This is a genomic window from Streptomyces sp. NPDC104761, from assembly GCF_055583445.1.
Genome location: NZ_JBVJNZ010000002.1, coordinates 469,876 through 493,687, shown reverse-complemented (window position 1 = coordinate 493,687; position 23,812 = coordinate 469,876). Strand labels below are relative to the sequence as shown.

Sequence of the window (23,812 nt, the reverse complement as noted above, 5' to 3'; positions counted from 1 at the left end):
GCGCGGGATGGCAGGCTTGGGGCCATGCGTCCACGATCGCTCGCCCTCCTCGCCGGTGTCCTGCTCACGGGCGCCCTCGCCGCCGCACCCGCCTTTGCCGCCGGTGACGGCACCGGTGACAAGGGATTCACGATCACGGACCCGCGGATCGCCGAGTCCAGCGGTCTCGCCGCCTCCCACCTGCACCCCGGCATCTACTGGACGCACAACGACAGCGGCGACGGCCCGTACATCTACGCCGTCGACAGCGCGACCGGGAAGACCGTCGCCAGGATCACGCTCAGCGGCGTCGGCACGCCCAGGGACGTAGAGGCCATCTCCATCGGCCCCGACAACCGGATCTACGTCGGCGACATCGGCGACAACCTCGACGGCAGCTGGCCGTACGTCTGGATCTACCGGCTGCCCGAGCCGAAGAAGCTGGTCGACCAGACCGTCCGGGCCACGCAGTACGTCGTCAAGTACTCCAACGGCGCCCGGAACGCCGAGTCGCTGGTGGTGCAGCCCAAGACCGGGCGGGTGTACATCATCGACAAGAAGGAGGACGGCGGGCACCTGTACGAGGGCCCGGCGACCCTCTCCCCGACGGGCACGAACATCTTCAGGCCCGTCGCCTCCGTCGACCTCTGGGCCACCGACGCCGCCTTCTCGCCGGACGGGAAGCAGCTCGCCGTACGCGGCTACTTCGGTGGCATCTACTACGACTGGAACGGCGGGAAGATCAAGCGCGAGGGCCGGCTCGACGTGCCGCTCCAGAAGCAGGGCGAGTCGGTCACCTACTCCGCCGACGGCACCAAGCTGCTGTACGGCAGCGAGGGCGCCGACAGCCCGGTGCAGGCCGAGGACGTGCCGGGCGGGTCGGGCAGGGCGTCGTCGCCGTCGGCCGGCGGCTCGGCCGCCGGGGGCGACGGCGGGAGCTCGCCGAGCGCCGGGGCCAAGGTCGGTGCCGTCGCCGTCGGGGTCGCCGTGCTCGCCCTCTTCGGGCTGCGGCGGCTGCGGCGCCCGTCCGCCCGCCGGCACTGACCGGGCGTACCCCGCACGGCCGCCGGATGTCACTCGTCCGGCCCACCGGCCGGGCGCCCCCGCACCGGGCCGGGCAGGCTGGGAACCGTCCCGCGGGACGGAGCGGCACCAGGCGGCACCGGGTCCCGCCGCACGGAACGGGAGCACCCATGCGCCGTAACGCCCCGCGCCTGACCGCACACGTCGGCCTGCTCACGGCCGCCCTGGCCCTGACCGTCCCCGTCACCGCGGGCCCCGCCGCGGCCGGGAGCGCCCCGCCGGCGCGGGCCGCCGCCGTCGCCGTCCCGCAGGTCCGCTCGGTGCGCCTGCCGATCAGGGGCACCTTCAAGGGCCCGGCCGAGAACATCGCCGTCACGGGCACCCTCGACGTCTCCGTCATCACCGTCCCGAACGCCGCCGGCGGCGGCACCGCGCAGATCATCAGCAGCCTGGACGACACCTCCGGCACCGGCGACCCGAGCGGCGGGACGTACGACCTCGTCGGCGCGGACCGGGCCGGCCTGCCCTTCTCGGCGGCGGCGACCACGACGCTCAAGATCAGTCCCCGCTTCCTGCTGATCTCCCCTCTGGTGCCGCCGAACCCGGTCGTCCCGCCCAACCCGATCCGGCCCGTCACGGTCTCGGTCACCCTCGCCAGCACCGGCGCGATCGGCGCCGTCACCGCCACGGTCGGCAACCCCAGCACCTGACACCCGACGCGGGCTGGCCGGGGTGCCGCCGGGCGGCACCGTGCCGAGCGCGACCTCTACGGCAGGCCCGAGGCGGGCGGCGGGCCTGCCGTACCGCACGGGAGGTGACGCGCTGTCACCTGCATGGTCGACCACGGTGCCCGAAATGCACGGATGTGCGGAGAGGTGACGTCAGGCTGTTCCCGATCGCACCGCGACCGCCGAAGGAGCCCCGACATGTCCCTAGTGCCTGCCGAGCTGCGCTACACCGACGAACACGAGTGGATCCGCACCGAGGCCGACGGCAGCGTGACCGTCGGCATCACCGACCACGCCCAGAACACGCTGGGTGACATCGTCTTCTTCGAACTGCCCAAGGTCGGCAACGAGGTCCGGGCGGGTGACGCCATCGGCGTGGTCGAGTCGGTCAAGGCCGCGTCCGACATCTTCAGCCCGTTGGACGGCGAGATCGTCGCGGTCAACGAGGAGGCCGTCGAGACCCCCGAGGACGTCAACTCCGATCCCTACGACACGTGGCTCTTCAGGATCAAGGCCAAGGGCGGGGCGTCCAGCAGGCTGACGCCGTTGTAGACGCGGCTGCGGATGGCGAGCGCCGGAGTGACGGCGAACGTGACGAAGACCGAGACGACGCTGACCGGGAACAGGGCCGGCAGCGACTGCCCTTCGGGCAGGGTCCTGCCGCCCTCGTGGACGGCGTAGGCCAGGGCCGCGAAGAAGGCGACCACGCAGAGGGCGGCCAGGACGCCGAAGACGACCCTGGTCCTTCGGGCGCGGGCCTCGGTGCGGACCTCGGCCAGCAGGGACGCGTCGCAGACGGGGCAGGTGAGCTCCACGGTCTGCTTGCCGGACTGCGGGCGACGCACCCGGAAGACGCCGTCCTTCCAGGTGATGCGGCGGGTCCTGACGAGGAAGCCCGTGACCTTGTCGCTGAGGATGTGGCGCACCGCGACCTCGACGGTGCCCGGTATCGGTCTGTTCATGTACGCGTGGATCCCCTTCGTCGCACGGCCCGGCAGGGGCGCATGGGGCACACAGTGTCCGGTGTGCGACGAAGGGGACTCAACGGTCCGCGGAAGGCTTTGCCCTGATCATGCCTTCCGCGTAAACCAGCAGCTTGTTACGGGAGTTGGCGTCGGGAAGGCAGAGATCCCCGGGATGCGGCCCGAGGTGCGGGTCAGAGCTTCTCGATGACGAAGTCGATGCACTTCGTCAGCGCCTCGACGTCCGCCGGGTCGATCGCCGGGAACATCGCGACGCGGAGCTGGTTGCGGCCGAGCTTGCGGTAGGGCTCGGTGTCGACGATGCCGTTGGCGCGCAGTGCCTTGGCGACGGCGGCCGCGTCGATCTCCTCGGCGAAGTCGATCGTGCCGATGACCTGGGAGCGCTGGGCCGGGTCGGCGACGAACGGGGTGGCGTACTTGGCCTCCTCCGCCCAGGTGTACAGGCGGGTCGAGGAGTCCTTCGTGCGGGCCGTCGACCAGGCGAGGCCGCCCTGGCCGTTCAGCCACTGCAGCTGCTGGTCGAGCAGGAACAGGGTGGCGAGGGCCGGGGTGTTGTACGTCTGGTTCTTGCGGGAGTTGTCGATCGCCGTGGGGAGGCTGAAGAACTCCGGGACGTGGCGGCCGGACGCGTGGACGCGCTCGGCGCGCTCGATCGCGGCCGGCGAGAAGACGCCGATCCACAGGCCGCCGTCGGAGGCGAAGGACTTCTGCGGGGCGAAGTAGTAGACGTCGGTCTCGGCGATGTCGACCGGGAGGCCGCCGGCACCGCTGGTCGCGTCCACGAGGACGAGCGCGGTCTCGTCGGCGCCCTCGACGCGCCTGATCGGCATGGCGACGCCGGTCGAGGTCTCGTTGTGCGTGAAGGCGTAGACGTCGACGCCGGGCTCGGCCTGCGGCTGCGGGTGGGTGCCCGGGTCGGAGGCGATCACGGTGGGGTCGGCCAGCCAGGGGGCGAGCTTGGCGGCCTTGGCGAACTTGGAGGAGAACTCGCCGAAGTTGAGGTGCTGCGACTTCGCGTCGATCAGGCCGTGGGTGGCGACGTCCCAGAAGGCGGTGGAGCCGCCGTTGCCGAGGACGACCTCGTAGCCGTCCGGGAGCGAGAAGAGGGAGCTGATGCCCTCGCGGACCCGGCCGACCAGGTTCTTGACCGGGGCCTGGCGGTGGGAGGTGCCCATGAGGGAGGTACCGGTGGCGGCCAGCGCGTCCAGCGCTTCCGTCCGCACCTTGGAGGGGCCGGCGCCGAATCGACCGTCGGCGGGCTTGATGTCAGCGGGGATCTGGATGTCAGCCACGGGGTGAGGTTAGCCGGTGGGGGAAACCTGGGCGAAACCTCGTCCGTCGGGTGAGACGGGAGGGCCGAACCCCGAACTCGTGGGCTAGTACGACGATATTCGCGTGGCTGTGGACAAGTGCCGGTGACCGAGCGTGAGCGGATGCATCCTGGACGCATGACAGAACTGGCGGCGGAACTGCGCGGTGCGGTCCGGGGCGAGGTCGGCTTCGATGTCACGTCCCGGGCGCTGGCCACCATGGACGCGTCCAACTACCGGCGGGTTCCGGCCGGGGTGGTGGCCCCCCGGGACGCGGACGACGTCGCGGCCGTACTGGAGGTGTGCCGGGCCCGTGGCGTGCCGGTGGTGGCCCGCGGCGGCGGCACGTCGATCGCGGGCCAGGCGACGGGCACGGGCGTGGTCCTGGACTTCACCCGCCACATGAACCGCCTGGTCGGCCTCGACCCAGCCACCCGTACGGCCGTCGTCCAGCCGGGTCTGGTCCTCGACCGCCTCCAGGAGGCCGCCGCCCCGCACGGCCTGCGCTTCGGCCCGGACCCCTCCACGCACGGCCGCTGCACGCTCGGCGGGATGATCGGCAACAACTCCTGCGGCGCGCACAGCGTGGCCTGGGGGACGACCGCGGACAACGTCCGGGAGCTGGACGTGCTCACCGCGCGGGGGCGGCGGCTGCGCCCGGGGCGGGACTGGGCCGGGGCGCCGGAGGGCCTGCGGCAGCTGGTCGAGGGGGACTTGGCGCGGCTGCGCACGGGCTTCCCCGACCTCCCCCGCCGCATCTCCGGCTACGCCCTGGACGCGCTCCTCCCCGAGCGGGGCGCGGACGTCGCCCGCTCCTTCTGCGGCAGCGAGGGCACGCTGGGGATCCTCACGGAGGCGACCGTACGGCTCGTGGACGCGCCACGGGCGCGTGCGCTGGCGGTGCTCGGCTACGGCGACGAGAGCGCGGCGGCGGAGGCGGCGGCCGGGCTGCTGCCGTACGGACCGCTCACCGTCGAGGGCATGGCGGCCGACCTGGTGCCGTCCCCGGCCGGACTGCCCCGGGGCGGCGCCTGGCTCTTCGTCGAGACGGGCGGCGGGACGGCGGCGGAGGCACGCGCGCGTGCGGAGGCGATCGTCCGGGCCGCGGACGTCCTGGACGCCCTGGTCGTCACCGACGCGGCCGGGCAGCGCGCGCTGTGGCGCGTCCGCGAGGACGCCTCCGGTACGGCGACCCGGATGCCGGACGGCACAGAGGCCTGGCCGGGCTGGGAGGACTGCGCGGTGCCGCCGGCCCGCCTGGGCGCGTACCTGCGCGACTTCCGTGCCCTGCTGACGGCCCACCACCTGCGCGGCACGCCGTACGGCCACTTCGGCGACGGCTGCATCCACGTCCGCATCGACTTCGACCTGCTGAGCGAGGCGGGCGTGGCCCGCTTCCGGCGGTTCTCGGAGGAGCTGGCGGACGTGGTGGTGGCACACGGCGGCTCCCTGTCCGGGGAACACGGGGACGGCCAGGCACGGGCGGAACTGCTCCCGAAGATGTACGGCGCGGAGCTGGTGACCCTGTTCGAGCGGGCCAAGGGCGTCTGGGACCCGGACGACCTCCTGAACCCCGGCATGCTGGTCCGGCCCGCGCCCCTGGACACGAACCTCCGCTTCGCCGTCCTCCCGCGCGAGCCGGTGCCCGTGGCCTTCGGCTACCCGTCCGACGGCGGGGACTTCGCCGCGGCGGTCCGCCGCTGCGTGGGCGTGGCGAAGTGCCGCACGACCGGGCCGTCCGGCGCTTCCGTCATGTGCCCGTCCTTCCGGGCCACGGGCGAGGAGGCGCACTCCACGCGCGGCCGCGCCCGGCTGCTGCACGAGATGCTGGCGGGCGAACTGGTGACGGACGGCTGGCGCTCGACGGAGGTCCGCGACGCCCTCGACCTCTGCCTGTCCTGCAAGGGCTGCCGGTCGGACTGCCCGGTCGGGGTGGACATGGCGACGTACAAGGCGGAGTTCCTGCACCACCACTACGCGGGCAGACGCCGGCCGGCCGCCCACTACAGCATGGGCCGGCTGCCGCAGTGGCTGGGCTGGGCGGCCCGGACCCGCACGGCGCGGCTGGTCAACGCGCTCGCCTCGGTACCGCCGCTGGCGGCGCTCGCCAAACGGCTGGGCGGGATCGCGCCGGAGCGGCGGATCCCCCGCCTGGCGGCGCAGCCGTTCAGCCGCTGGGAGCGGCGCCGGGAGCGCGGGCGCCCACGGGAGCGGACGGCGTACCTGTGGCCGGACACGTTCACCGAGCACCTGTCGCCGTCCGTGGGCCGTGCCGCCGTACGGGTCCTGGAGGCGGCGGGCGTGACGGTCCTGCCACTGCCGGACCGGCGGGGGACGCGCGGCGGCGGGGCGTTCCCCCAAGGGACCCGCAGGGAGCGCGCCTGCTGCGGACTGACGTACCTGTCGACGGGCCAACTGGACCAGGCCCGCGCGGTGCTGCGCCGGACGCTGGACCTCCTGGAGCCGCTCCTGCCGCCGGCGGCCCCGGACCCGGCCCCGGACCCGGCCCCGGACCCGGCCGACGGGGCCGGGTACCCGCCGCCGTTCGTCGTCCTGGAGCCCAGCTGTGCCGCGGCCCTCCGTGCCGACCTGCCGGAGCTGCTCCCGGACGACCCCCGGAGTGCCCGGCTCGCCGCGCGGGTGCTCACCTTCGCGGAGGCGCTGGAACGCCTGGCCCCCGACTGGACCCCGCCCCGCCTGGACCGCCCGGTCACCGGCCAGACCCACTGCCACCAGCACGCGGTCCTCGGTGACGCCCCCGACCGCCGTCTCCGCGAGGCCGCCGCCCTCACCGGCGACCTCGTCGGCGGCTGCTGCGGCCTGGCCGGCAACTTCGGGTTCGAGAAGGGGCACTTCGAGGTGTCGAGGACGTGCGCGGAGGAACAGCTCCTGCCGGCGGTACGGGAGGCGGAGCCCGGCACGGTGGTCCTGGCCGACGGCTTCTCGTGCCGGACGCAGCTGGAACAGCTGGCGGGGGTGCGGGGGAGGCATCTGGCGGAGATGCTGGCCCAGGCGCTGGACGGAGAGGGCGAGTGACGGGCGGCGAGGCCGGGCTGGGCCGGGTGGCGGTGCTCTCCGACGTCCACGGGGTGCTCCCGGCGCTGGAGGCGGTGCTGGCGGAGCCGGAGGTGGCGGCGGCCGACCGCATCGTCCTCACCGGCGACGTCACGGCGGGCCCGCAGCCGGCCGAGACGATCGACGCGCTGCGCGGCCTGGGCGACCGGGTGCTGTGGCTGTCGGGGAACGCCGACCGGGAACTGGTGGAGTACCGCAGGGGGGAGCGCGCCGGGATCCCGGACCCGATAGGCCCGTTCGCGGCGGACGCGCTCCGGGACGACCAGGTCGACTTCCTGGCCGCCCTCCCCGGGACGGCCACCCTTGCGGTCCGGGGCCTCGGCCGCGTCCTCTTCTGCCACGCGACACCACGCGACGACGAGGAGATCGTCCTGGTCGACTCCCCGCTGGAGCGCTGGGCGGAGGTCCTCGCCGCCGTCCCGCCCGACGTCGGCACCGTGGTCTGCGGCCACACCCACATGCCCTACCTGCGTCTCGCCCACGGCCGCCTGGTCGTCAACCCCGGCAGCGTCGGCATGCCGTACGGCCGGCCGGGCGCCCACTGGTGCCTCCTCGGCCCCGGAGCCGACCTGCGCGTCACGCGGTACGACGTCCCGGCGGCCGTCGCCCGTCTCGTGGCGGAGTGCGCCTACCCGGGCATCGGGGAATGGGCCGACTACTTCCTGCGGGCCCGGGCGTCGGACGGGGAGGCGCTCGGGGTGTTCGGGGCGAGAGCGCGATAGCGGGCCAGGGCCTCGCGGGCGTCGGGGACGAAGGAGTCGCGGGCGGCAAGGCCGGAGAGTTCGGACTCCGTCGCCCACGCGTACCAGGCGACCTCCTCGGGATCCGGCCGGAGCGGTCCCGTGACGACGACCTCGTGCAGGCCCAGCCAGTAGGGGGAGATCGCGCCCCGGCACAGGAACTTGAGCACGAAGCGCGGCCGGGCCCGGACCCCCAGCTCCTCGGCCAGCTCCCGTGCGGCGGCCTCCTCGTACGACTCGCCGCTGCCCGCGCCCCCGCCCAGCATCCAGTCGAATTGTCCGGGGAAGCGGGGCATGGTCTCGGCTCTGCGGTGCACGAGAAACCGCCCGTCGGCGTCCCGGCACACGGTCGTCGCTATCCGGTGCAGGAGCCGGCGCCGGACGGCCTCGCCCCGCTCCACCACGCCCACCACTCGGTCCAACTCGTCCACCTGGTCGACCAGTTCGCCCATGACTCCAGGATGGCAGGCACCGGCGCGGCGCCTGCCGTACCGCGGGGCGCGCGCCCGGAGGCGTCCCGGGCCGCCCGCTTGCAGCATGGAGGGGAGTGATCTGTCCACGTTTGACTCTGAGGATGATGAGCGTCATCCTCATTGCGGGTGAGTCCCCGGCAGCGCGGAGATCGTGCGCGGGCCAAGCCCCCCGTGACCTGGGGGTTCGTGACCTGGGAACAGACCGAACAGGAGACCGCCATGGGCTACGACGCCTCGACCACCGCCATTCTGCTGGTCGACCCCTACAACGACTTCCTCAGCGAGGGCGGCAAGGTCTGGCCCCGCGTGAAGGCCGTCGCCGAGGAAGTGCACCTCCTCGACCACCTGCGGGAAGTGGTGGCGGCCGCGCGCGCCCGCGGCCTGAAGATCGTCTTCGTGCCGCACCACCGCTGGGAGCCCGGCGACTACGTCTCCTTCGACTTCCCCACCCCCTACCAGCTCGTAGCGGCCGAGAAGGAGGTCTTCGCCAAGGACACGTGGGGCGGGACGTTCAGCGACGACTTCCAGCCCCAGCCCGGAGACGTCGTCGCCCACGAGCACTGGGGATCGAGCGGCTTCGCCAACACAGACCTCGATCTGCAGCTCAAGCAGCACGGCATCCGCCGCATCGTCCTGATCGGCCTGATCGCCAACACCTGCGTCGAGGCGACAGGCCGCTTCGGCATGGAGCTCGGGTACCACGTCACCCTGGTCAAGGACGCCACCGCCGCCTTCGCCCAGGAGGGCATGCACGCCGCCCACGCCCTCAACGGCCCGACCTTCGCCCACGCGATCCTCACGACCGAGGAACTGCTCGCACAGCTGGGATGACGGCCCGGACACCCCGGAGGCGCCGGACACCCCAAATGTGCCGGACGCGCCGGACGCCCCGGATGGCCGGGGCGCATCGGCGGCGGGTGCGCCGTGGCCGTGCTGCCCGAGGACGTCGGCCCACGCCGACGGGCGAACGCGGGCCGCGTCGGGCGCCGGGTGCCCGCACCAGGTGCGCGCCGTCCCCGCACTCCGCCGACACGCCCTGGCCCACCTGCGCGCCGACACTCCTTGGCCCACCTGCGCGCCGACACTCCTTGGCCCACCTGCGCGCCGAAACGATTCCCGGCAGGCGTGCGTCTGTTGTCCTGGAAGCCGACGCCACCGGTCCCGTCCGCATCCCGTCCGCCGCCCGGCCGGTGGGCGTCGCCCAGTGAGCCGTCGCCGACCTGCCGAGGAGCACCGCCCATGACCGCAGCCCTCCGCCTCCAGCCCATCTCCCGTGCCGAGCACCTCGCCTTCGCCGGGTCCCGCCCCTCCGTCAGCCATATGCAGCTGCCGTCCTGGGGGGACGTCAAGCCCGACTGGGCGGCCGAGAGCCTGGGATGGTTCGACGGGGAGGGACGGATCGTCGGGGCCGGGCTGGTGCTGCTGCGGGCGGTGCCCAGGGTGAAGCGGTATCTGGCGTACCTGCCGGAGGGGCCCGCCATCGACTGGCACGACCCGGAGCTGGAGCGGTGGCTCGACCCGCTGCTGGCGTACCTGAAGGGGCGCGGGGCGTTCGCGGTGAAGATGGGGCCGCCGGTCGCCGTACGGCGGTGGAGCGCGGAGGCGGTGAAGGAGGCCATCGCCGATCCGGCCGCCCGGCGGCTGGGGGACACCGAGCCGACGTCGTACGACGCCCTCGGCGCCGGCCTCGCCGAGCGGCTGCGCCGGACGGGGTGGCGGCAGGCCGAGGCGGGCGGCGAGGAGGGGTTCGCGGCCGGGCAGCCCCGGTACGTGTTCCAGGTGCCGTTCGCGGGGCGGTCGTTGGAGGACATCCAGCGCGGGCTCAACCAGCAGTGGCGGCGCAACGTGAAGAAGGCGGAGAAGGCCGGGGTCAAGGTGGTCCGGGGCGGGTACGAGGACCTCCCCGCCTTCTACGGCCTGTACACGGAGACCGCCGAGCGCGACCGCTTCATCGCGCGCCCCCTCTCCTACTTCCAGCGCATGTGGACCGCGCTCACCGCCGAACACCCCGACCGCATGCGCCTCTACCTCGCCCACCACGACGGCGACGTCCTCGCCGCGGCCACCATGCTCACCGTCGGCGACCACGTCTGGTACTCCTACGGCGCCTCCACCAGCCGCCGGCGCGAGGTCCAGCCCAACAACGCCATGCAGTGGCGGATGATGTGCGACGCCCACGAACTCGGCGCCGCCGTCTACGACTTCCGGGGCATCACCGACACCCTGGAGGAGTCCAACCACCTGCTGGGGCTGCTCCGCTTCAAGGTGGGCACCGGTGGTGAGGCCGTCGAGTACGCCGGGGAGTGGGACTTCCCGCTCAACAAGCTGCTCCACAAGGCGTTCGACCTGTACATGGCCCGCCGCTGAGGCCTGTCCTGGGTTCGCCCGGCCCGGGTTCATAAGCTGGCTCTCAGGTTCATAAGAGAACTCTCAGGTTCGGGGTCGTTATACAGCTGTTACCCAGGTATTCACAGCGCCTGTTTGCCGTTCGGAAGCCGACTTTGCCGTTGCTTGGGAGCTGGGCCGTGTAAGTTTCTCGGTGTCGGGCGGCGGGGATTGCCGAGGATGACGATCCGAAATCCCCGGACGTTGCCCCAAGAGAATTCTCGTACCATCCCGCACCACTTGCACTTCGAACTCTCAAGGAGTCGGAATGAGCCTCAGGAAGCTCGCCCCGCTGCCCCCCAAGCCCAAGAAGCAGCTGCCCCCGCCCCCGCCGCCGAAGCCCAAGAAGAAGGCTCCGAAGCCGGCTCCGAAGCCGATCCCCGGCGGCCAGGACAACTGAGCCGACCGTAAAAAGGACCGACGGTTCGCCGTCGGTCCTTTTTCGCTCGCGAATATCGGTAATTCGTTGGTTCTGGCGTCGGAGGGCGGAGGTGGTGCGAAATGCGCGCGAAGGAGAGCGAAGAAGCGGAATTCGAGGACGAAGTCGCCGGCTCGGAATACGAGGTCGACGACGAGGAGCACGACGAGGGCAAGGATGAGAACGAGGACGAGTACACGCCCACCATCCCGGCCCGCGTCGCCTTCCGCCGTTTCTGGCCGCTGACCAGGGGCCTGCGCGGCTGGCTGGTGATCGTCTGGGTGTGCACGGTGATCGCCGCGCTCGCCGAGACCGAGGCCATCCTGCTCTTCAGCGACCTCACCGACCATGCCCTGCAGAAGGGCTCGCTGAGCGCCTTCTGGAGCCCGGCGGGCACATGGCTGGCCCTCGCGATCGTCGGCGCGATCGTCGCGTACGCCGGGAACTCGCTGGCCGCCTGGGTCACCGAACGCTTCGTCATGCGGCTGCGCGAACACGTCTTCGACCACGTCCAGCAGCTGCCTCCGCACTTCTTCCAGCGCCATCGCCAGGGTGACCTGCTCTCCCGACTGACCAGCGACGTCGAGGCCATCGAGACCATGGTCGTGTCCGGGCTCGTCGGCGCGGCGTCGGCCCTGTTCAGCGCCGTCTTCTACGCGGCCGCCGCGTTCTGGCTGCGCTGGGACCTGGCCGCCGCCACCTTCGTCCTCGCGCCCCTGTTCTGGCTCGCCGCCCGCCGCTTCTCCGGCTCCATCAAGGACGTCTCGCGGGAGGGCCGGGTCGCCGACGGCGCGATCACCTCCGTCGTCGAGGAGTCCCTCGGCAACATCGTGCTGACGCAGGCGTACGACCGCCGCGACGCCGAACGCCGCCGGCTGAACGAGGAGGCGAGCGCCTGGTTCCGCGCCTCCGTGCGCTCCACCCGGCTCAACGAGGCCTACGAGCAGCTCGTCCAGGTCATCGAGACGATCTGCGTCCTCGCCGTCATCGGCATCGGCGCCTGGGAGATCTCCACCGGCCGCATGACCCTCGGCCAGCTCCTCGCCTTCTCCGCCTTCCTCGGCTACCTCTACCCGCCCGTGCGGGGCCTCGCCCAGCTCGGCCTCACCGTCACCGCCGCCACGGCGGGCGCGGAACGGCTGATCGAGATCCTGGACGTGCGGCCTTCGGTCACCGACCCCCGCCGCGGCTCCGGCACCGACGCCGGCCGCCCGGACGGCGCCGTCGAGGTCCGCGACGTCGGCTTCCGCTACCCCGGCGCCGACCGGACCGCCCTGGAGGGCCTCTCCTTCGCCGTCAGCCCCGGTGAACTCGTGATCATCACCGGCCCGAGCGGCGCCGGCAAGTCCACCGTCTCCAAGATGCTGCTCCGCTTCTACGACCCGGACAGCGGCGAAGTCCTTCTCGACGGCGTCCCGATCCGCGACTTCCCGCTGGCCCGGCTGCGCGAGTACGTCACCCTGCTCCCCCAGGAGACCCTCGTCCTGCACGACACCGTCCGTGCCAACATCGCGTGCGGCCGCCCCGGCGCCAGCGACCAGGCCATCGAGGACGCGGCCAGGGCGGCCGACGCCCACGACTTCATCGTCCGGCTCCCCGACGGCTACGACACCAGGGTCGACCCCAACTCCGCCCGGCTGTCCGGCGGTCAGCTCCAGCGCCTGGCCATCGCCCGCGCGATCCTGCGCGACGCCCCCGTCCTCGTCCTCGACGAACCGACCACCGGCCTGGACGCGATGGCCGCCCGCCGGGTCGTCAAGCCGCTGCGCCGCCTGATGGCAGGCCGGACGACCATCATGATCACCCACGACCTCAACCTCGCCCCCGACGCCGACCGCATCCTCGTCGTCGACCGCGGCCGCATCGTCGAGACCGGCCGCCACGACGAACTCCTCGCCCGCGGCGGCGCCTACGCCCGCCTCCACCGCTCCCAGAACAACGCGGTGATGGACACCGGCGAACTCCGGCTCCCGCTGTTCGTGGAGCAGGGCGGCACGGCACCGGCGGCGAACGCCGTGGGGGCCGGAGTACCCCAGGCCTCCTATGCGGCGGTGCAGGGCGGCGGAGACGGTGGGTACGCCTACCAGCAGCCGTACGGGAACATGTACGACTACGACGCGTACGCGGCCGCGGGGCTGTGGCCCCAGCCCGTGTACGAAGCCTCCATGGAGTCAGCGCACATGCAGTCCGCGCATATGGAGTCCGCGCATATGGAGTCGGTCCCTGTGCAGGCCGACTACGGGGCGAACGTGCCCACTGCGCTCCCCGACGGCCGGCCTCTGTTCCGTGACGAGGAGCCCTGGGCCGGCGGCTGAGTCCAACGGGGATGGCGGGCAACACTGGTGAGTCTCCGTCACATAGGTGTTGTTACACACCTATTGCACAAGGGATCTTCAAGATTCCTCCACTTGGTTCGTAGGCTGCGTACGCCAATGGGCTCGGCCGGGGGCGACTCGCCGGGCCCCTCGCGATCCCAGGGGGATTCACATGCGCATACGCGTCGCGGCCACCGTTCTCTCCGGGGCGGTCGTCCTGTCCGCACTCGCCGTTCCGGTGGCCGCTCAGGCGGCGGAACGTTTCGGCCTGCACGATGGGCTCGCCTCCTTCTCCGCCAAGGCCGTCCATCCGAAGGACGCGACCGGGAACATCAAGTTCTCGAAGGGTGTGGTGAACGGCGGGAAGGACATCGTCCTCGGCACCACGACCAAGAAGTCCGTCACCGCCACCTACACCGCCACCAGCGACAACGGCGTCGCGCTGACGGTGGCCGCCCTCTGGCAGGGCACCGACAGCTCCAGCGCGGACGGCATCACCGGCGAACTGGACACCGACGACAACCCCAACTGCGTCGAGTCGACCACCCAGACCGGCGTCTACAGCTGCAAGGCCGTCTTCAACCTCGACGCGTCCACCGACCTGAAGAACAACGGTGCCGCCGGCACCTGGAAGCTGTTCCTCGGCGGCTTCGATCTCTCCACGAACGTCAGCATCGACGACAACGTCGCCACCGCCAAGATCAAGAAGGCGTCCAAGCTGACCGTCAACGCCACCCCGGAGCCGGTGAAGAAGGACAAGACCATCACCGTCACGGGCAGGCTGACGCGCGCCGACTGGAACACCGGCAAGTACACCGGCTACGCGTCGCAGAAGGTGCAGCTGCAGTTCCGCAAGAAGGGCAGCACCACGTACACCACCCTCAAGACCATCACCGCCGGCTCCGGCGGCGCCCTCAAGACCACCACCAAGGCCACCGTCGACGGCTACTACCGCTACTCCTTCGCCACCAACGCCACCACCGGCGCCTCGACGGCCACCGGCGACTACGTCGACGTGAAGTAACGTCCGGCCACCAGCCGAGGATCTCTGAAGATTCGTTTCACTACGGTCGGCCTCGCCCCACACCAAGGGGGCGAGGCCGACCGCGTACCGGCTCGGCGGCGCCGCATCTCACGATCCAGGACAGTTCCATAAGGGGTTCACGCGCCTGTCGAAGTCCATTACCCTGGACTGAGAAGTCCATCGTAATGAACAGCGAATCTCCAGGACCGCCCGTGACCACCCCCAGCACCTCGCAGCCGACGCCGACGTCCACGGCCGCCCCGGTGTCCGCCCCCGCCCCCGCCGCCTCCGGCCTCCCGGGCCGGCTCGGCGCGCTCGGGCCCGTCGGGCTGGTCCTGGCCGGCGGGATCTCCGTGCAGTTCGGCGGCGCCCTCGCGGTGACCCTGATGCCCCGGGCGGGCGCGCTCGGCGTGGTGACCCTGCGGCTGCTCGCGGCCGCCGTGATCCTGCTCGTCGTCTGCCGGCCACGGCTGCGCGGCCACTCCCGCACCGACTGGGGCACGGTGATCGTCTTCGGCATCACCATGGGCGCGATGAACGGCCTCTTCTACGAGGCGGTCGACCGCATCCCCCTGGGCCTCGCCGTCACCCTCGAAGTCCTCGGTCCGCTCGCCCTGTCGGTGCTGGCCTCCCGGCGCGCGATCAGCGTGCTGTGGGCGGGACTGGCGCTGGGCGGTGTCTTCCTGCTCGGCGGCGGAGACTTCAGCGGCCTCGACCCCGTGGGTGTCGGCCTGGCCCTGGCCGCCGGAGCCATGTGGGCCACCTACATCATCTTCAGCGCCCGCACCGGCCGCCGCTTCCCGCAGGCCGACGGGCTCGCCCTGGCCATGGCGGTCGCGGCCCTGCTCTTCCTCCCGCTCGGCATCGTCGGCGCCGGCGGCAGGCTCCTGGACCCGACCACCGTCGCCCTGGGCTCGTCGGTCGCGGTCCTCTCCTCGGTCCTGCCCTACACCCTCGAACTCCTCGCGCTGCGGCGCCTGCCCGCCCACACCTTCGCCGTCCTGATGAGCCTGGAACCGGCCATCGCCGCCCTCGCCGGCTTCCTCGTCCTCGGCCAGGCCCTGTCGGCGACCCAGGCGGCCGCCGTCGCGCTCGTCATCGCGGCGAGCATCGGCGCGGTCCGCTCCCAGGTGGGGCGCGGCCGGCGGCAGGCGGTCGCCGCACAGCCGGGCTCGGCGGTCGCCGCGCAACCGGACTCGGCGGGCGGGGTCCGGCCGGAGCCGGCGGCCCCGACTCAGCCGGAGGGGAACGGCAGCGCGTCCTGATAGCCGTTCGACGGCCGCTGGATCTTCTTCACGGTCTGGGCGTCCAGCGCGACCGGCGCGGACTTCGTGCCCAGCTTCCCACCGGGATGCCAGTTCCCGGTGACGGACACCCAGGTGTTGGCCGCCGGGATGCTGTCGCTGTAGATCCGCACCTTCACGGACTGCGCGTCGGCCGCGCAGCAGGAGATGATGATCCGGGTCAGGTCCCAGGACCCGCCCCCGGGGACGGGCGTGACCAGCCCGCTCATCTCCACGGTCCGCGCCTTGATGGCCAGCGAGCGGTCCTGCTGCACCCGGGTGGTGAAGTCCGTGAGGGTGATGGGCAGCGGCGAGGTCTTCGGCAGCGGGTCGAAGTCGTCCTGCTCCGCGACGACTTTGGCGGGCTGCCGGGACGCGGTGTACGCGCCGAGCGCCGGCGGGGCGTAGAAGAGCAGACTCAGCGCCGGGAGCAGGAGCAGCCAGGCGATCCGGGGGACCGTCGAGTGGTCGTGACCATGGTGCTGTTCGGGCTCGTTGTGGGGTCCGGTCCCCTGTGCGGTGGCTCCATGTCCGTGGGGGCCATGTCCGTGGGGGCCATGTGCGTGGGGGCCATGTGCGTCGGCTCCATGTGCATGGGCGCCATGCCTGCCGTGCCCCTTCCGCTCGCCCCGCCCCTTCCGTGCCGCCGCCTCCACGACGCCCAGTGCCAGCAGCACGAACCCCGACGCGATCAGCAGCGGCCGCATCCCGGGCTTGACGTAGCGCAGGCACAGGTCGGTGAAGAGGGAGGCGTGCAGCAGGCCGAGGCCGCTGAGGACCAGCAGGGTCACCTGAAGCGGACGTCTCACAGCAGCACCCCTCCGACCAGCACACTGCACAGGACCGCGACCACCGTCGTGGCGGCCGAGAAGCGGGCCGCGAAGGCCCGCCCGAACGTGCCCGCCTGCAACGCGATCAGCTTGAGGTCGACCATGGGCCCCACCACCATGAACGCCAGCCGCGCGGTGGGCGAGAAACCGGTGAGCGACGACGCCACGAACGCGTCCGCCTCCGAGCACACCGCGAGGATGACCGCCAGCGCGGCCAGGAACAGCACCGACAGCCAGGGCGAACCGGCGAAGGTGTCGAGGACCGAGCGCGGTACGGCCACGTTGAAGGTGGCCGCGGCCATGGCGCCGACCACCAGGAAACCGCCGGCCTGGAGGAAGTCGTGCTGGAAGCCGCGCCGGAACTCCGTCCAGCGGCTGTGCCCCGGTTGGTGCCCGGTGTGCCGTACGGCGGGCCGCAGCCACTCCTCCCGCCCCAGCCAGAGCCACAGCCACCCCATCACGGCCGCGGTGACCAGCGAGGCGACCAGCCGGGCCAGCACCATGAGGGGGGTGCCGGGGAAGGCGATGGCGGTGGCGGTCAGCACCACCGGGTTGATGGCGGGCGCGGAGAGCAGGAACGCGAACGCGGCGGCCGGGGTGACCCCGCGCCCGATCAGGCTGCTCGCCACCGGCACCGACGCGCACTCGCACCCCGGCAGCACGACCCCGGCGACCCCGGCGACCGGCACGGCCAGCGCGGGCCGCTTGGGCAGCAGCCGCGTGAACACCCGCTCCGGCACGAACGCGTTGATCGCCCCCGAGAGCGCGGTACCGAGCAGCAGAAACGGTGTCGCCTGCACGATCACCGCGAGGCACACCGTCTGCCAGGCCTGCAGCGCGGCCTTGCTGACGCCCTGGCCCACGAGGAAGAGGGCGGTACCGGGCAGGACGGCGGCGGCGACGAGGAGGAGCGGCCAGAAGCGGGGCGGTTCGCGCGGGGGCGGATCGGCCTCGGTCCCCGCGTCCGCGTTCCCCGCGTCCACCAGGTGACCGCTCGCCGGAAGCGCCAAGGCGACGGTCGTCTCCGCCGCTACGGCGAGTTCATCTGTCCTCCGCACGCCCCGCACGCCTCACACATCACTCCATCGCCGGATGTTCGCATCGAACATAGGGCATGCCGGTCCCCCTGCCGTGACGGGTTGGGCCAAGTATTGCCCCAGGGTGACTCCCGATGTCGCCAAGGGCGCCGCCCGGGGCGGCGCTTCCGTGCTCCCGGCCGTGGCCGTGACTGTGCCAAATTCATGCAAGCGTGCTTGATTGTTTCCGGGGGCGCTGCCATGCTCCCCCCATGTCCGATCCGACGCCCGTCATCGACGACCTGCGTGAGGAAGGTGCGGAACTCGACCGGCTGGTAGCCGGGTTGGGAGCCGAGCAGTGGGCTCTCGCCACCCCCGCACCCCGCTGGACCGTCGCCCACCAGATCGCGCACCTCGCCTGGACCGACCACTCCTCGCTGCTGGCCGTGACCGACCAGGACGCCTTCTCCCGCGAGGTCGAGAAGGCGCTGGCCCAGCCCGGGGACTTCGTGGACAACGGGGCGGAGGAGGGCGCCGCCAAGCCCCCCGCCCGGTTGCTTGCGGACTGGCGGGCCGGACGCGAGGCCCTGGACCAGGCGCTGCGCGCGGCGCCCGCACGGGCGCGTTTCCCCTGGTACGGCCCCCCTATGTCGGTCGCCTCCATGGCCACCGCCCGGCTCATGGAGACCTGGGCGCACGGCCTCGACATCGCCGACGCGCTGGGCGTGACCCGCACCCCCACCGACCGGCTCCGGCACATCGCCCGGCTCGGTGTCCGCACCCGGGACTTCGCCTTCGGGGTGCACGGACAGCCCGTGCCCTTCGAGGAGTTCCGCGTCGAACTGACCGCCCCCTCCGGCGAGCTGTGGACGTACGGCCCCGAGGACGCAGGCGACCGCGTGACCGGCCCCGCCCTCGACTTCTGTCTCCTGGTCACCCAGCGCGCCCACCGCGCCGACCTCGCCCTCGAAGCCGCCGGGCCGGACGCCGACCGCTGGCTGGACCTCGCCCAGGCCTTCGCGGGCCCGCCCGGCACCGGCCGCGCCCCGAAGGGCGGCACCCCGTGACCCTGCGGATAGGCAACGCCTCCGGCTTCTACGGCGACCGCTTCGACGCGCTGCGTGAGATGCTCACCGGCGGCGAACTCGACGTCCTCACCGGCGACTACCTCGCCGAGCTGACCATGCTCATCCTGGGCCGCGACCGTCTCAAGGACCCCGGCGCCGGATACGCCCGCACCTTCCTGAGCCAGCTGGAGGACTGCCTGGGCCTCGCCCACGAGCGGGGCGTGCGGATCGTCACCAACGCCGGCGGCCTCAACCCGGCCGGACTCGCCGACGCCGTACGGCGGCTGGCCGACCGGCTCGGCATACGGGTGCGCGTCGCACATGTGGAGGGCGACGACCTCACCGCCGCCCACCCCGGCAGCCTCGCCGCCCACGCCTACCTCGGCGGCTTCGGGATCGCCGAGTGCCTGCGGGCCGGCGCCGACATCGTGGTCACCGGCCGGGTCACCGACGCGGCCCTGGTCACCGGCCCCGCCGCCGCGCACTTCGGCTGGCAGCCGGGGGAGTACGACCGGCTCGCGGGCGCCGTCGTCGCCGGGCACGTCCTGGAGTGCGGAACCCAGGCCACCGGCGGCAACTACGCGTTCTTCGCCGAGGCGGCGGCCGCGGGCCGGGACCTGCGCCGCCCCGGCTTCCCGCTCGCCGAACTCCACGAGGACGGCAGCTGCGTCATCACCAAGCACCCCGGCACCGGCGGCCTCGTCGACGTCGGCACGGTCACCGCCCAGTTGCTGTACGAGACCGGGGGAGCCCGGTACGCGGGCCCCGACGTCACCGCCCGGCTGGACAGCGTCCGGCTGAGCCAGGACGGCCCGGACCGGGTGCGGATCGAGGGTGTCCGGGGCGAGGCCCCGCCGCCCACCCTCAAGGTCGGCCGCAACCGGCTCGGCGGCTTCCGCAACGAGGTCGTCTTCGTGCTCACCGGACTCGACATCGAGGCGAAGGCCGCGCTGGTGCGCGAGCAGATGACCGACGCGCTCGCGCTCGCCAAGTCACCGCCCGCCGGGATCCGCTGGGAGCTGGTCCGCACCGACCGCCCCGACGCGGACACCGAGGAGACGGCCGGCGCGCTGCTCCGGCTCGTCGTACGGGACCGGGACCAGGAGACGGTCGGCCGGGCGCTGACCGGAGCCGCCGTGGAACTCGCGCTCGCCAGTTACCCCGGATTCCATGTGCTGGCCCCACCGGGAAAGGGCGCGCCCTATGGGGTCTTCGAGGATGTGTACGTCCCCCATGGGGAGGTGCCCCATGTGGCCGTCCTCCATGACGGGCGACGGATCCCGGTGCCGCCGGCCCAGGACACCCTCGTACTCCAGGACCCGCCCGAACCACCGCTGCCAGAGCCGCCGACCGAGCCGTACGCGGCCGGTGGTCCCACCCGGCGGGTGCCGCTCGGGCTCGTCGCCGGGGCCCGCAGCGGGGACAAGGGCGGGAACGCCAACGTCGGCGTCTGGGTGCGCTCGGACGAGGCGTGGCGCTGGCTCGCGCACACCCTGACCGTCGACACCTTCCGCCATCACCTGCCGGAGACCGCCGAGCTGCCGGTCACCCGGCACCCGCTCCCCAACCTCCGTGCCCTCAACTTCACCGTCGAGGGCATCCTCGGCGAGGGGGTGGCCGCCCAGCACCGTTTCGACCCCCAGGCCAAGGCCCTCGGCGAATGGCTCCGCTCCCGCCACCTGGACATCCCGGAGGCCCTGCTGTGACGGTCATCGAGACCACCCTCGACACGCACACCCCCGACCACCGGGCGAACCGCGAGGCCATGCTCGCCAAACTCGCCGACCTGGAGGCCGAGCACGCCAAGGCCCTCGCGGGCGGCGGCGCGAAGTACGTCGAACGGCACCGCAAGCGCGGCAAGCTCCTGGCGCGCGAGCGCATCGAGCTCCTCCTCGACCCCGACACCCCCTTCCTGGAGCTGTCCCCGCTGGCCGCCTGGGGCAGCGACTACGCCGTCGGCGCCTCACTGGTCACCGGTATCGGGGTCGTCGAGGGTGTGGAGTGCCTGATCACCGCCAACGACCCCACCCTGCGCGGCGGCGCCAGCAACCCCTGGTCGCTGAAGAAGGCCCTGCGCGCCAACGACATCGCGCTGGCCAACCGGCTGCCCTGCATCAGCCTGGTCGAGTCCGGCGGCGCCGACCTGCCCTCCCAGAAGGAGATCTTCATCCCGGGCGGCGCCATCTTCCGCGACCTCACCCGCCTCTCGGCCGCCGGCATCCCCACCGTCGCCGTCGTCTTCGGCAACTCCACCGCAGGCGGCGCCTACGTCCCCGGCATGTCCGACCACGTGATCATGGTCAAGGAGCGCGCGAAGGTCTTCCTCGGCGGACCGCCCCTGGTGAAGATGGCCACCGGCGAGGAGAGCGACGACGAGTCGCTGGGCGGCGCGGAGATGCACGCGCGCGTGTCGGGTCTCGCCGACTACTTCGCCGTCGACGAACCCGACGCGCTCCGCCAGGCCCGCCGCGTGGTCGCCCGCCTCAACCACCGCAAGGCACACCCGGATCCGGGCCCCGCGGAGCCCCCCAAGTACTCCGCCGAGGAACTCCTGGGCATCGTCCCCGGTGACCTGAAGATCCCCTTCGACCCGCGCGAGGTGATCGCCCGCCTGGTCGACGCCTCCGACTTCGACGAGTTCAAGCCGCTGTACGGCACCAGCCTCGCCACCGGCTGGGCGAGCCTGCACGGCTACCCGGTCGGCATCCTCGCCAACGCCCAGGGCGTCCTGTTCAGCCAGGAGTCCCAGAAGGCCGCCCAGTTCATCCAGCTCGCCAACCAGCGCGACATCCCCCTCCTCTTCCTCCACAACACCACCGGCTACATGGTCGGCAAGGAGTACGAGCAGGGCGGCATCATCAAGCACGGCGCCATGATGATCAACGCGGTCAGCAACAGCCGCGTCCCGCACCTCTCCGTCCTCATGGGCGCCTCCTACGGCGCCGGGCACTACGGCATGTGCGGACGCGCCTACGACCCCCGCTTCCTGTTCTCCTGGCCCAGCGCCAAGTCCGCCGTCATGGGCCCGCAGCAGCTCGCCGGCGTCCTCTCGATCGTCGCCCGCCAGTCGGCCGCCGCGAAGGGCCAGCCCTACGACGACGAAGGCGACGCGGCCCTGCGCGCCATGGTCGCGCAGCAGATCGAGTCCGAGTCGCTGCCCAAGTTCCTGTCCGGACGGCTCTACGACGACGGCGTCATCGACCCGCGCGACACCCGCACCGTCCTCGGCCTGTGCCTGTCCGCCATCCACACCGCCCCCTACGAAGGCGCACGCGGCGGCTTCGGCGTCTTCCGGATGTGAGGGACCACGTGATGTCCACCCTGCTCGTCGCCAACCGCGGCGAGATCGCCTGCCGGATCTTCCGCACCTGCGCCGAACTCGGCATCAGGACCGTCGCCGTGCACTCCGACGCCGACGAGAACGCGCTCCACGCGCGCGTGGCCGACACCGCCGTACGGCTGCCGGGCTCGGCCCCCGCCGACACCTACCTGCGCGGCGACCTGGTGGTGAAGGCCGCCGTGAACGCCGGCGCGGACGCCGTGCACCCCGGATACGGCTTCCTCTCCGAGAACGCCGACTTCGCGCGCGCCGTCATCGACGCCGGCCTGGTCTGGATCGGGCCGCCCCCCGAGGCGATCGAGGCGATGGCGTCCAAGACCCGCGCCAAGGAACTCATGGGCATCGCCCCCCTCGGCGAGGTCACCGAGTCCGACCTGCCGGTCCTGGTCAAGGCGGCGGCCGGCGGCGGCGGGCGCGGCATGCGCATCGTGCGCCGCCTCGACGAACTGGCCACCGCACTGGACGGCGCACGCGCCGAGGCCACCAGCGCCTTCGGCGACGGCGAGGTCTTCGTCGAGCCCTACCTCGAACGCGGCCGCCACGTCGAGGTGCAGATCCTCGCCGACACGCACGGCACGGTCTGGCCGCTCGGCACCCGCGACTGCTCACTCCAGCGCAGACACCAGAAGGTCATCGAGGAAGCGCCGGCACCCGGACTCCCCGAAGGACTGGTGAAGGAACTGCACGCACTGGCCGTGCGCGCCGCCCGCGCCGTCGCCTACGTCGGCGCCGGCACCGTCGAGTTCCTCGTCGCCGACGGCAAGGCGCACTTCCTGGAGATGAACACCCGCCTCCAGGTCGAACACCCTGTCACCGAAGCCGTCTTCGGCCTCGACCTCGTCGCCGAACAGATCCGCGTCGCCGAGGGCCACACCCTCCCCCTCGACCCGCCGGCCGCGCGTGGCCACGCGATCGAGGCCCGCCTCTACGCCGAGGACCCCGCCCGCGACTGGGCCCCGCAGACCGGCACCCTGCACCGCCTCGCCGTACCGGACAGCGTCCGCCTGGACACCGGATACACCGACGGCGACGAGATCGGCGTCCACTACGACGCCATGCTCGCGAAAGTCGTCGCCCACGCCCCGACCCGCGCGGAGGCCCTCCGCAAACTGGCCCACGCCCTCGAACAGGCCACCCTGCACGGCCCCACCACCAACCGCGACCTCCTCGTCCGCTCGTTGCGCCACGAGGAGTTCACGACGGCCCGCATGGACACCGGCTTCTACGACCGCCACCTCACCGAACTGACGACACCCACCCCCGACCCGCACGCCCCCCTCGCCGCCGCCCTGGCCGACGCCCACGGCCGCTCCCGCTTCGGCGGCTGGCGCAACCTGCCCTCCCAGCCCCAGGCCAAGCGCTACCTGATGGCAGGCGAGGAGCACGAGGCCCACTACCGGCACACCCGCGAGGGCCTCACGGCGGACGGCGTACGCGTCGTGCACGCCGACGCGCGTCTCGTCGTGCTCGACATCGACGGCGTACACCGCAAGTACGAGGTGACGGGCTACGGCGACCAGGTCCACGTCAACAACACGACCCTCACCGTCCTGCCCCGCTTCCCCGATGCCAAGGCTCAGTTGGCACCGGGTTCCCTGCTGGCCCCGATGCCGGGGACGGTCGTACGGACGGCGGAGGGGCTGGAGGCGGGGGCGCCGGTGGAGGCCGGCCAGCCTCTGCTGTGGCTGGAGGCGATGAAGATGCAGCACGTCATCTCCGCTCCGGCGTCGGGAACGCTTGAGGCCCTCCACGTGACCGAGGGCCAGCAGGTTGAGCCCGGCTCTCTACTGGCCGTAGTAAAAGCGCCCCTTTAGGGGCGCGGG

At 72.5% G+C, this 23,812-nt stretch carries 20 protein-coding genes; 15 read left to right on the top strand and 5 right to left on the bottom strand.

All coding sequences use genetic code 11. From position 1 onward, the window contains the following. Nucleotides 1-24 precede the first annotated feature (24 nt). The 3 genes from ACZ63F_RS08725 to gcvH all read left to right on the top strand — a co-directional run bounded on the left by ACZ63F_RS08725 (nucleotide 25) and on the right by gcvH (nucleotide 2,282). Nucleotides 25-1,023: a TolB-like translocation protein gene (locus ACZ63F_RS08725; RefSeq protein WP_469709780.1), complete on the top strand. Its 999-nt coding sequence runs from the start codon at nucleotides 25-27 to the stop codon at nucleotides 1,021-1,023. A 149-nt stretch (nucleotides 1,024-1,172) separates the two neighbouring features. Next, nucleotides 1,173-1,712 carry a hypothetical protein gene (locus ACZ63F_RS08720; RefSeq protein ID WP_469709779.1) on the top strand — a complete coding sequence of 180 codons (540 nt, stop codon included), beginning with the start codon at nucleotides 1,173-1,175 and terminating at the stop codon, nucleotides 1,710-1,712. Between the two features lie 216 nt (nucleotides 1,713-1,928). After that, a complete protein-coding gene (gene gcvH, locus ACZ63F_RS08715) occupies nucleotides 1,929-2,282 on the top strand; it encodes a glycine cleavage system protein GcvH (RefSeq protein WP_469709778.1) in 354 nt (117 codons plus the stop codon). Here the strand turns inward: gcvH and ACZ63F_RS08710 are convergent. Together ACZ63F_RS08710 and serC are read right to left on the bottom strand one after the other, a co-directional pair. Beyond that, nucleotides 2,216-2,692, bottom strand: a complete 477-nt coding sequence (locus tag ACZ63F_RS08710; protein ID WP_469709777.1) for a hypothetical protein — start codon at nucleotides 2,690-2,692, stop codon at nucleotides 2,216-2,218. The two genes, gcvH and ACZ63F_RS08710, sit on opposite strands and share 67 nt — an antisense overlap. A 194-nt stretch (nucleotides 2,693-2,886) precedes the next feature. Beyond that, nucleotides 2,887-4,005 carry a phosphoserine transaminase gene (serC, locus tag ACZ63F_RS08705; protein WP_469709776.1) on the bottom strand — a complete coding sequence of 373 codons (1,119 nt, stop codon included), beginning with the start codon at nucleotides 4,003-4,005 and terminating at the stop codon, nucleotides 2,887-2,889. A 156-nt stretch (nucleotides 4,006-4,161) separates the two neighbouring features. Between serC and ACZ63F_RS08700 the strand changes: the two genes are divergently transcribed. Continuing rightward, complete coding sequence (locus ACZ63F_RS08700; RefSeq protein ID WP_469709775.1) at nucleotides 4,162-7,059, top strand: FAD-binding and (Fe-S)-binding domain-containing protein; 2,898 nt, start codon at nucleotides 4,162-4,164, stop codon at nucleotides 7,057-7,059. Continuing rightward, nucleotides 7,056-7,820 carry a metallophosphoesterase family protein gene (locus ACZ63F_RS08695; RefSeq protein WP_469709774.1) on the top strand — a complete coding sequence of 255 codons (765 nt, stop codon included), beginning with the start codon at nucleotides 7,056-7,058 and terminating at the stop codon, nucleotides 7,818-7,820. Before ACZ63F_RS08700 ends, ACZ63F_RS08695 begins: the two co-directional genes overlap by 4 nt. On the opposite strand, the gene ACZ63F_RS08690 is transcribed toward ACZ63F_RS08695, so the two are convergent. Beyond that, complete coding sequence (locus ACZ63F_RS08690) at nucleotides 7,754-8,290, bottom strand: NUDIX hydrolase (RefSeq protein WP_469709773.1); 537 nt, start codon at nucleotides 8,288-8,290, stop codon at nucleotides 7,754-7,756. The genes ACZ63F_RS08695 and ACZ63F_RS08690 overlap by 67 nt on opposite strands. 207 nt (nucleotides 8,291-8,497) lie before the next feature. Between ACZ63F_RS08690 and ACZ63F_RS08685 the strand changes: the two genes are divergently transcribed. The 6 genes from ACZ63F_RS08685 to ACZ63F_RS08660 all read left to right on the top strand — a co-directional run bounded on the left by ACZ63F_RS08685 (nucleotide 8,498) and on the right by ACZ63F_RS08660 (nucleotide 15,718). Beyond that, nucleotides 8,498-9,142, top strand: a complete 645-nt coding sequence (locus tag ACZ63F_RS08685) for a cysteine hydrolase family protein (RefSeq protein ID WP_469709772.1) — start codon at nucleotides 8,498-8,500, stop codon at nucleotides 9,140-9,142. Nucleotides 9,143-9,550: 408 nt separating this feature from the next. Further along, nucleotides 9,551-10,678 carry a lipid II:glycine glycyltransferase FemX gene (locus ACZ63F_RS08680; RefSeq protein ID WP_469709771.1) on the top strand — a complete coding sequence of 376 codons (1,128 nt, stop codon included), beginning with the start codon at nucleotides 9,551-9,553 and terminating at the stop codon, nucleotides 10,676-10,678. Between the two features lie 286 nt (nucleotides 10,679-10,964). Beyond that, the gene (locus ACZ63F_RS08675; RefSeq protein WP_382721057.1) at nucleotides 10,965-11,096 is read left to right on the top strand and encodes a hypothetical protein; all 132 of its coding nucleotides are present in this window, start codon (nucleotides 10,965-10,967) and stop codon (nucleotides 11,094-11,096) included. A 101-nt stretch (nucleotides 11,097-11,197) separates the two neighbouring features. Next, complete coding sequence (locus tag ACZ63F_RS08670; RefSeq protein WP_469709770.1) at nucleotides 11,198-13,429, top strand: ABC transporter ATP-binding protein; 2,232 nt, start codon at nucleotides 11,198-11,200, stop codon at nucleotides 13,427-13,429. Between the two features lie 172 nt (nucleotides 13,430-13,601). Further along, the gene (locus tag ACZ63F_RS08665) at nucleotides 13,602-14,453 is read left to right on the top strand and encodes a hypothetical protein (protein ID WP_469709769.1); all 852 of its coding nucleotides are present in this window, start codon (nucleotides 13,602-13,604) and stop codon (nucleotides 14,451-14,453) included. A gap of 212 nt (nucleotides 14,454-14,665) precedes the next feature. After that, complete coding sequence (locus ACZ63F_RS08660) at nucleotides 14,666-15,718, top strand: EamA family transporter (protein ID WP_469709768.1); 1,053 nt, start codon at nucleotides 14,666-14,668, stop codon at nucleotides 15,716-15,718. Here the strand turns inward: ACZ63F_RS08660 and ACZ63F_RS08655 are convergent. Continuing rightward, complete coding sequence (locus tag ACZ63F_RS08655; protein WP_469709767.1) at nucleotides 15,688-16,545, bottom strand: TIGR03943 family putative permease subunit; 858 nt, start codon at nucleotides 16,543-16,545, stop codon at nucleotides 15,688-15,690. The two genes, ACZ63F_RS08660 and ACZ63F_RS08655, sit on opposite strands and share 31 nt — an antisense overlap. Beyond that, nucleotides 16,542-17,552, bottom strand: coding sequence for a permease (locus ACZ63F_RS08650; protein ID WP_469709958.1), 1,011 nt, complete (start codon nucleotides 17,550-17,552; stop codon nucleotides 16,542-16,544). Before ACZ63F_RS08650 ends, ACZ63F_RS08655 begins: the two co-directional genes overlap by 4 nt. Nucleotides 17,553-17,854: 302 nt before the next feature. Between ACZ63F_RS08650 and ACZ63F_RS08645 the strand changes: the two genes are divergently transcribed. The 4 genes from ACZ63F_RS08645 to ACZ63F_RS08630 are packed head-to-tail and all read left to right on the top strand — an operon-like array spanning nucleotide 17,855 to nucleotide 23,803. Further along, nucleotides 17,855-18,649, top strand: coding sequence for a TIGR03084 family metal-binding protein (locus tag ACZ63F_RS08645; protein ID WP_469709766.1), 795 nt, complete (start codon nucleotides 17,855-17,857; stop codon nucleotides 18,647-18,649). Beyond that, nucleotides 18,646-20,355 (top strand): acyclic terpene utilization AtuA family protein, encoded by a 1,710-nt coding sequence (locus ACZ63F_RS08640; RefSeq protein ID WP_469709765.1) that lies wholly within the window; start codon nucleotides 18,646-18,648, stop codon nucleotides 20,353-20,355. The genes ACZ63F_RS08645 and ACZ63F_RS08640 overlap by 4 nt, the downstream gene beginning before the upstream one ends. After that, nucleotides 20,352-21,950, top strand: a complete 1,599-nt coding sequence (locus ACZ63F_RS08635; protein WP_469709764.1) for an acyl-CoA carboxylase subunit beta — start codon at nucleotides 20,352-20,354, stop codon at nucleotides 21,948-21,950. Before ACZ63F_RS08640 ends, ACZ63F_RS08635 begins: the two co-directional genes overlap by 4 nt. A gap of 11 nt (nucleotides 21,951-21,961) precedes the next feature. Beyond that, entirely contained in the window at nucleotides 21,962-23,803 is a 1,842-nt protein-coding gene (locus ACZ63F_RS08630) for an acetyl/propionyl/methylcrotonyl-CoA carboxylase subunit alpha (RefSeq protein ID WP_469709763.1), read from the top strand. Nucleotides 23,804-23,812 lie beyond the last annotated feature (9 nt).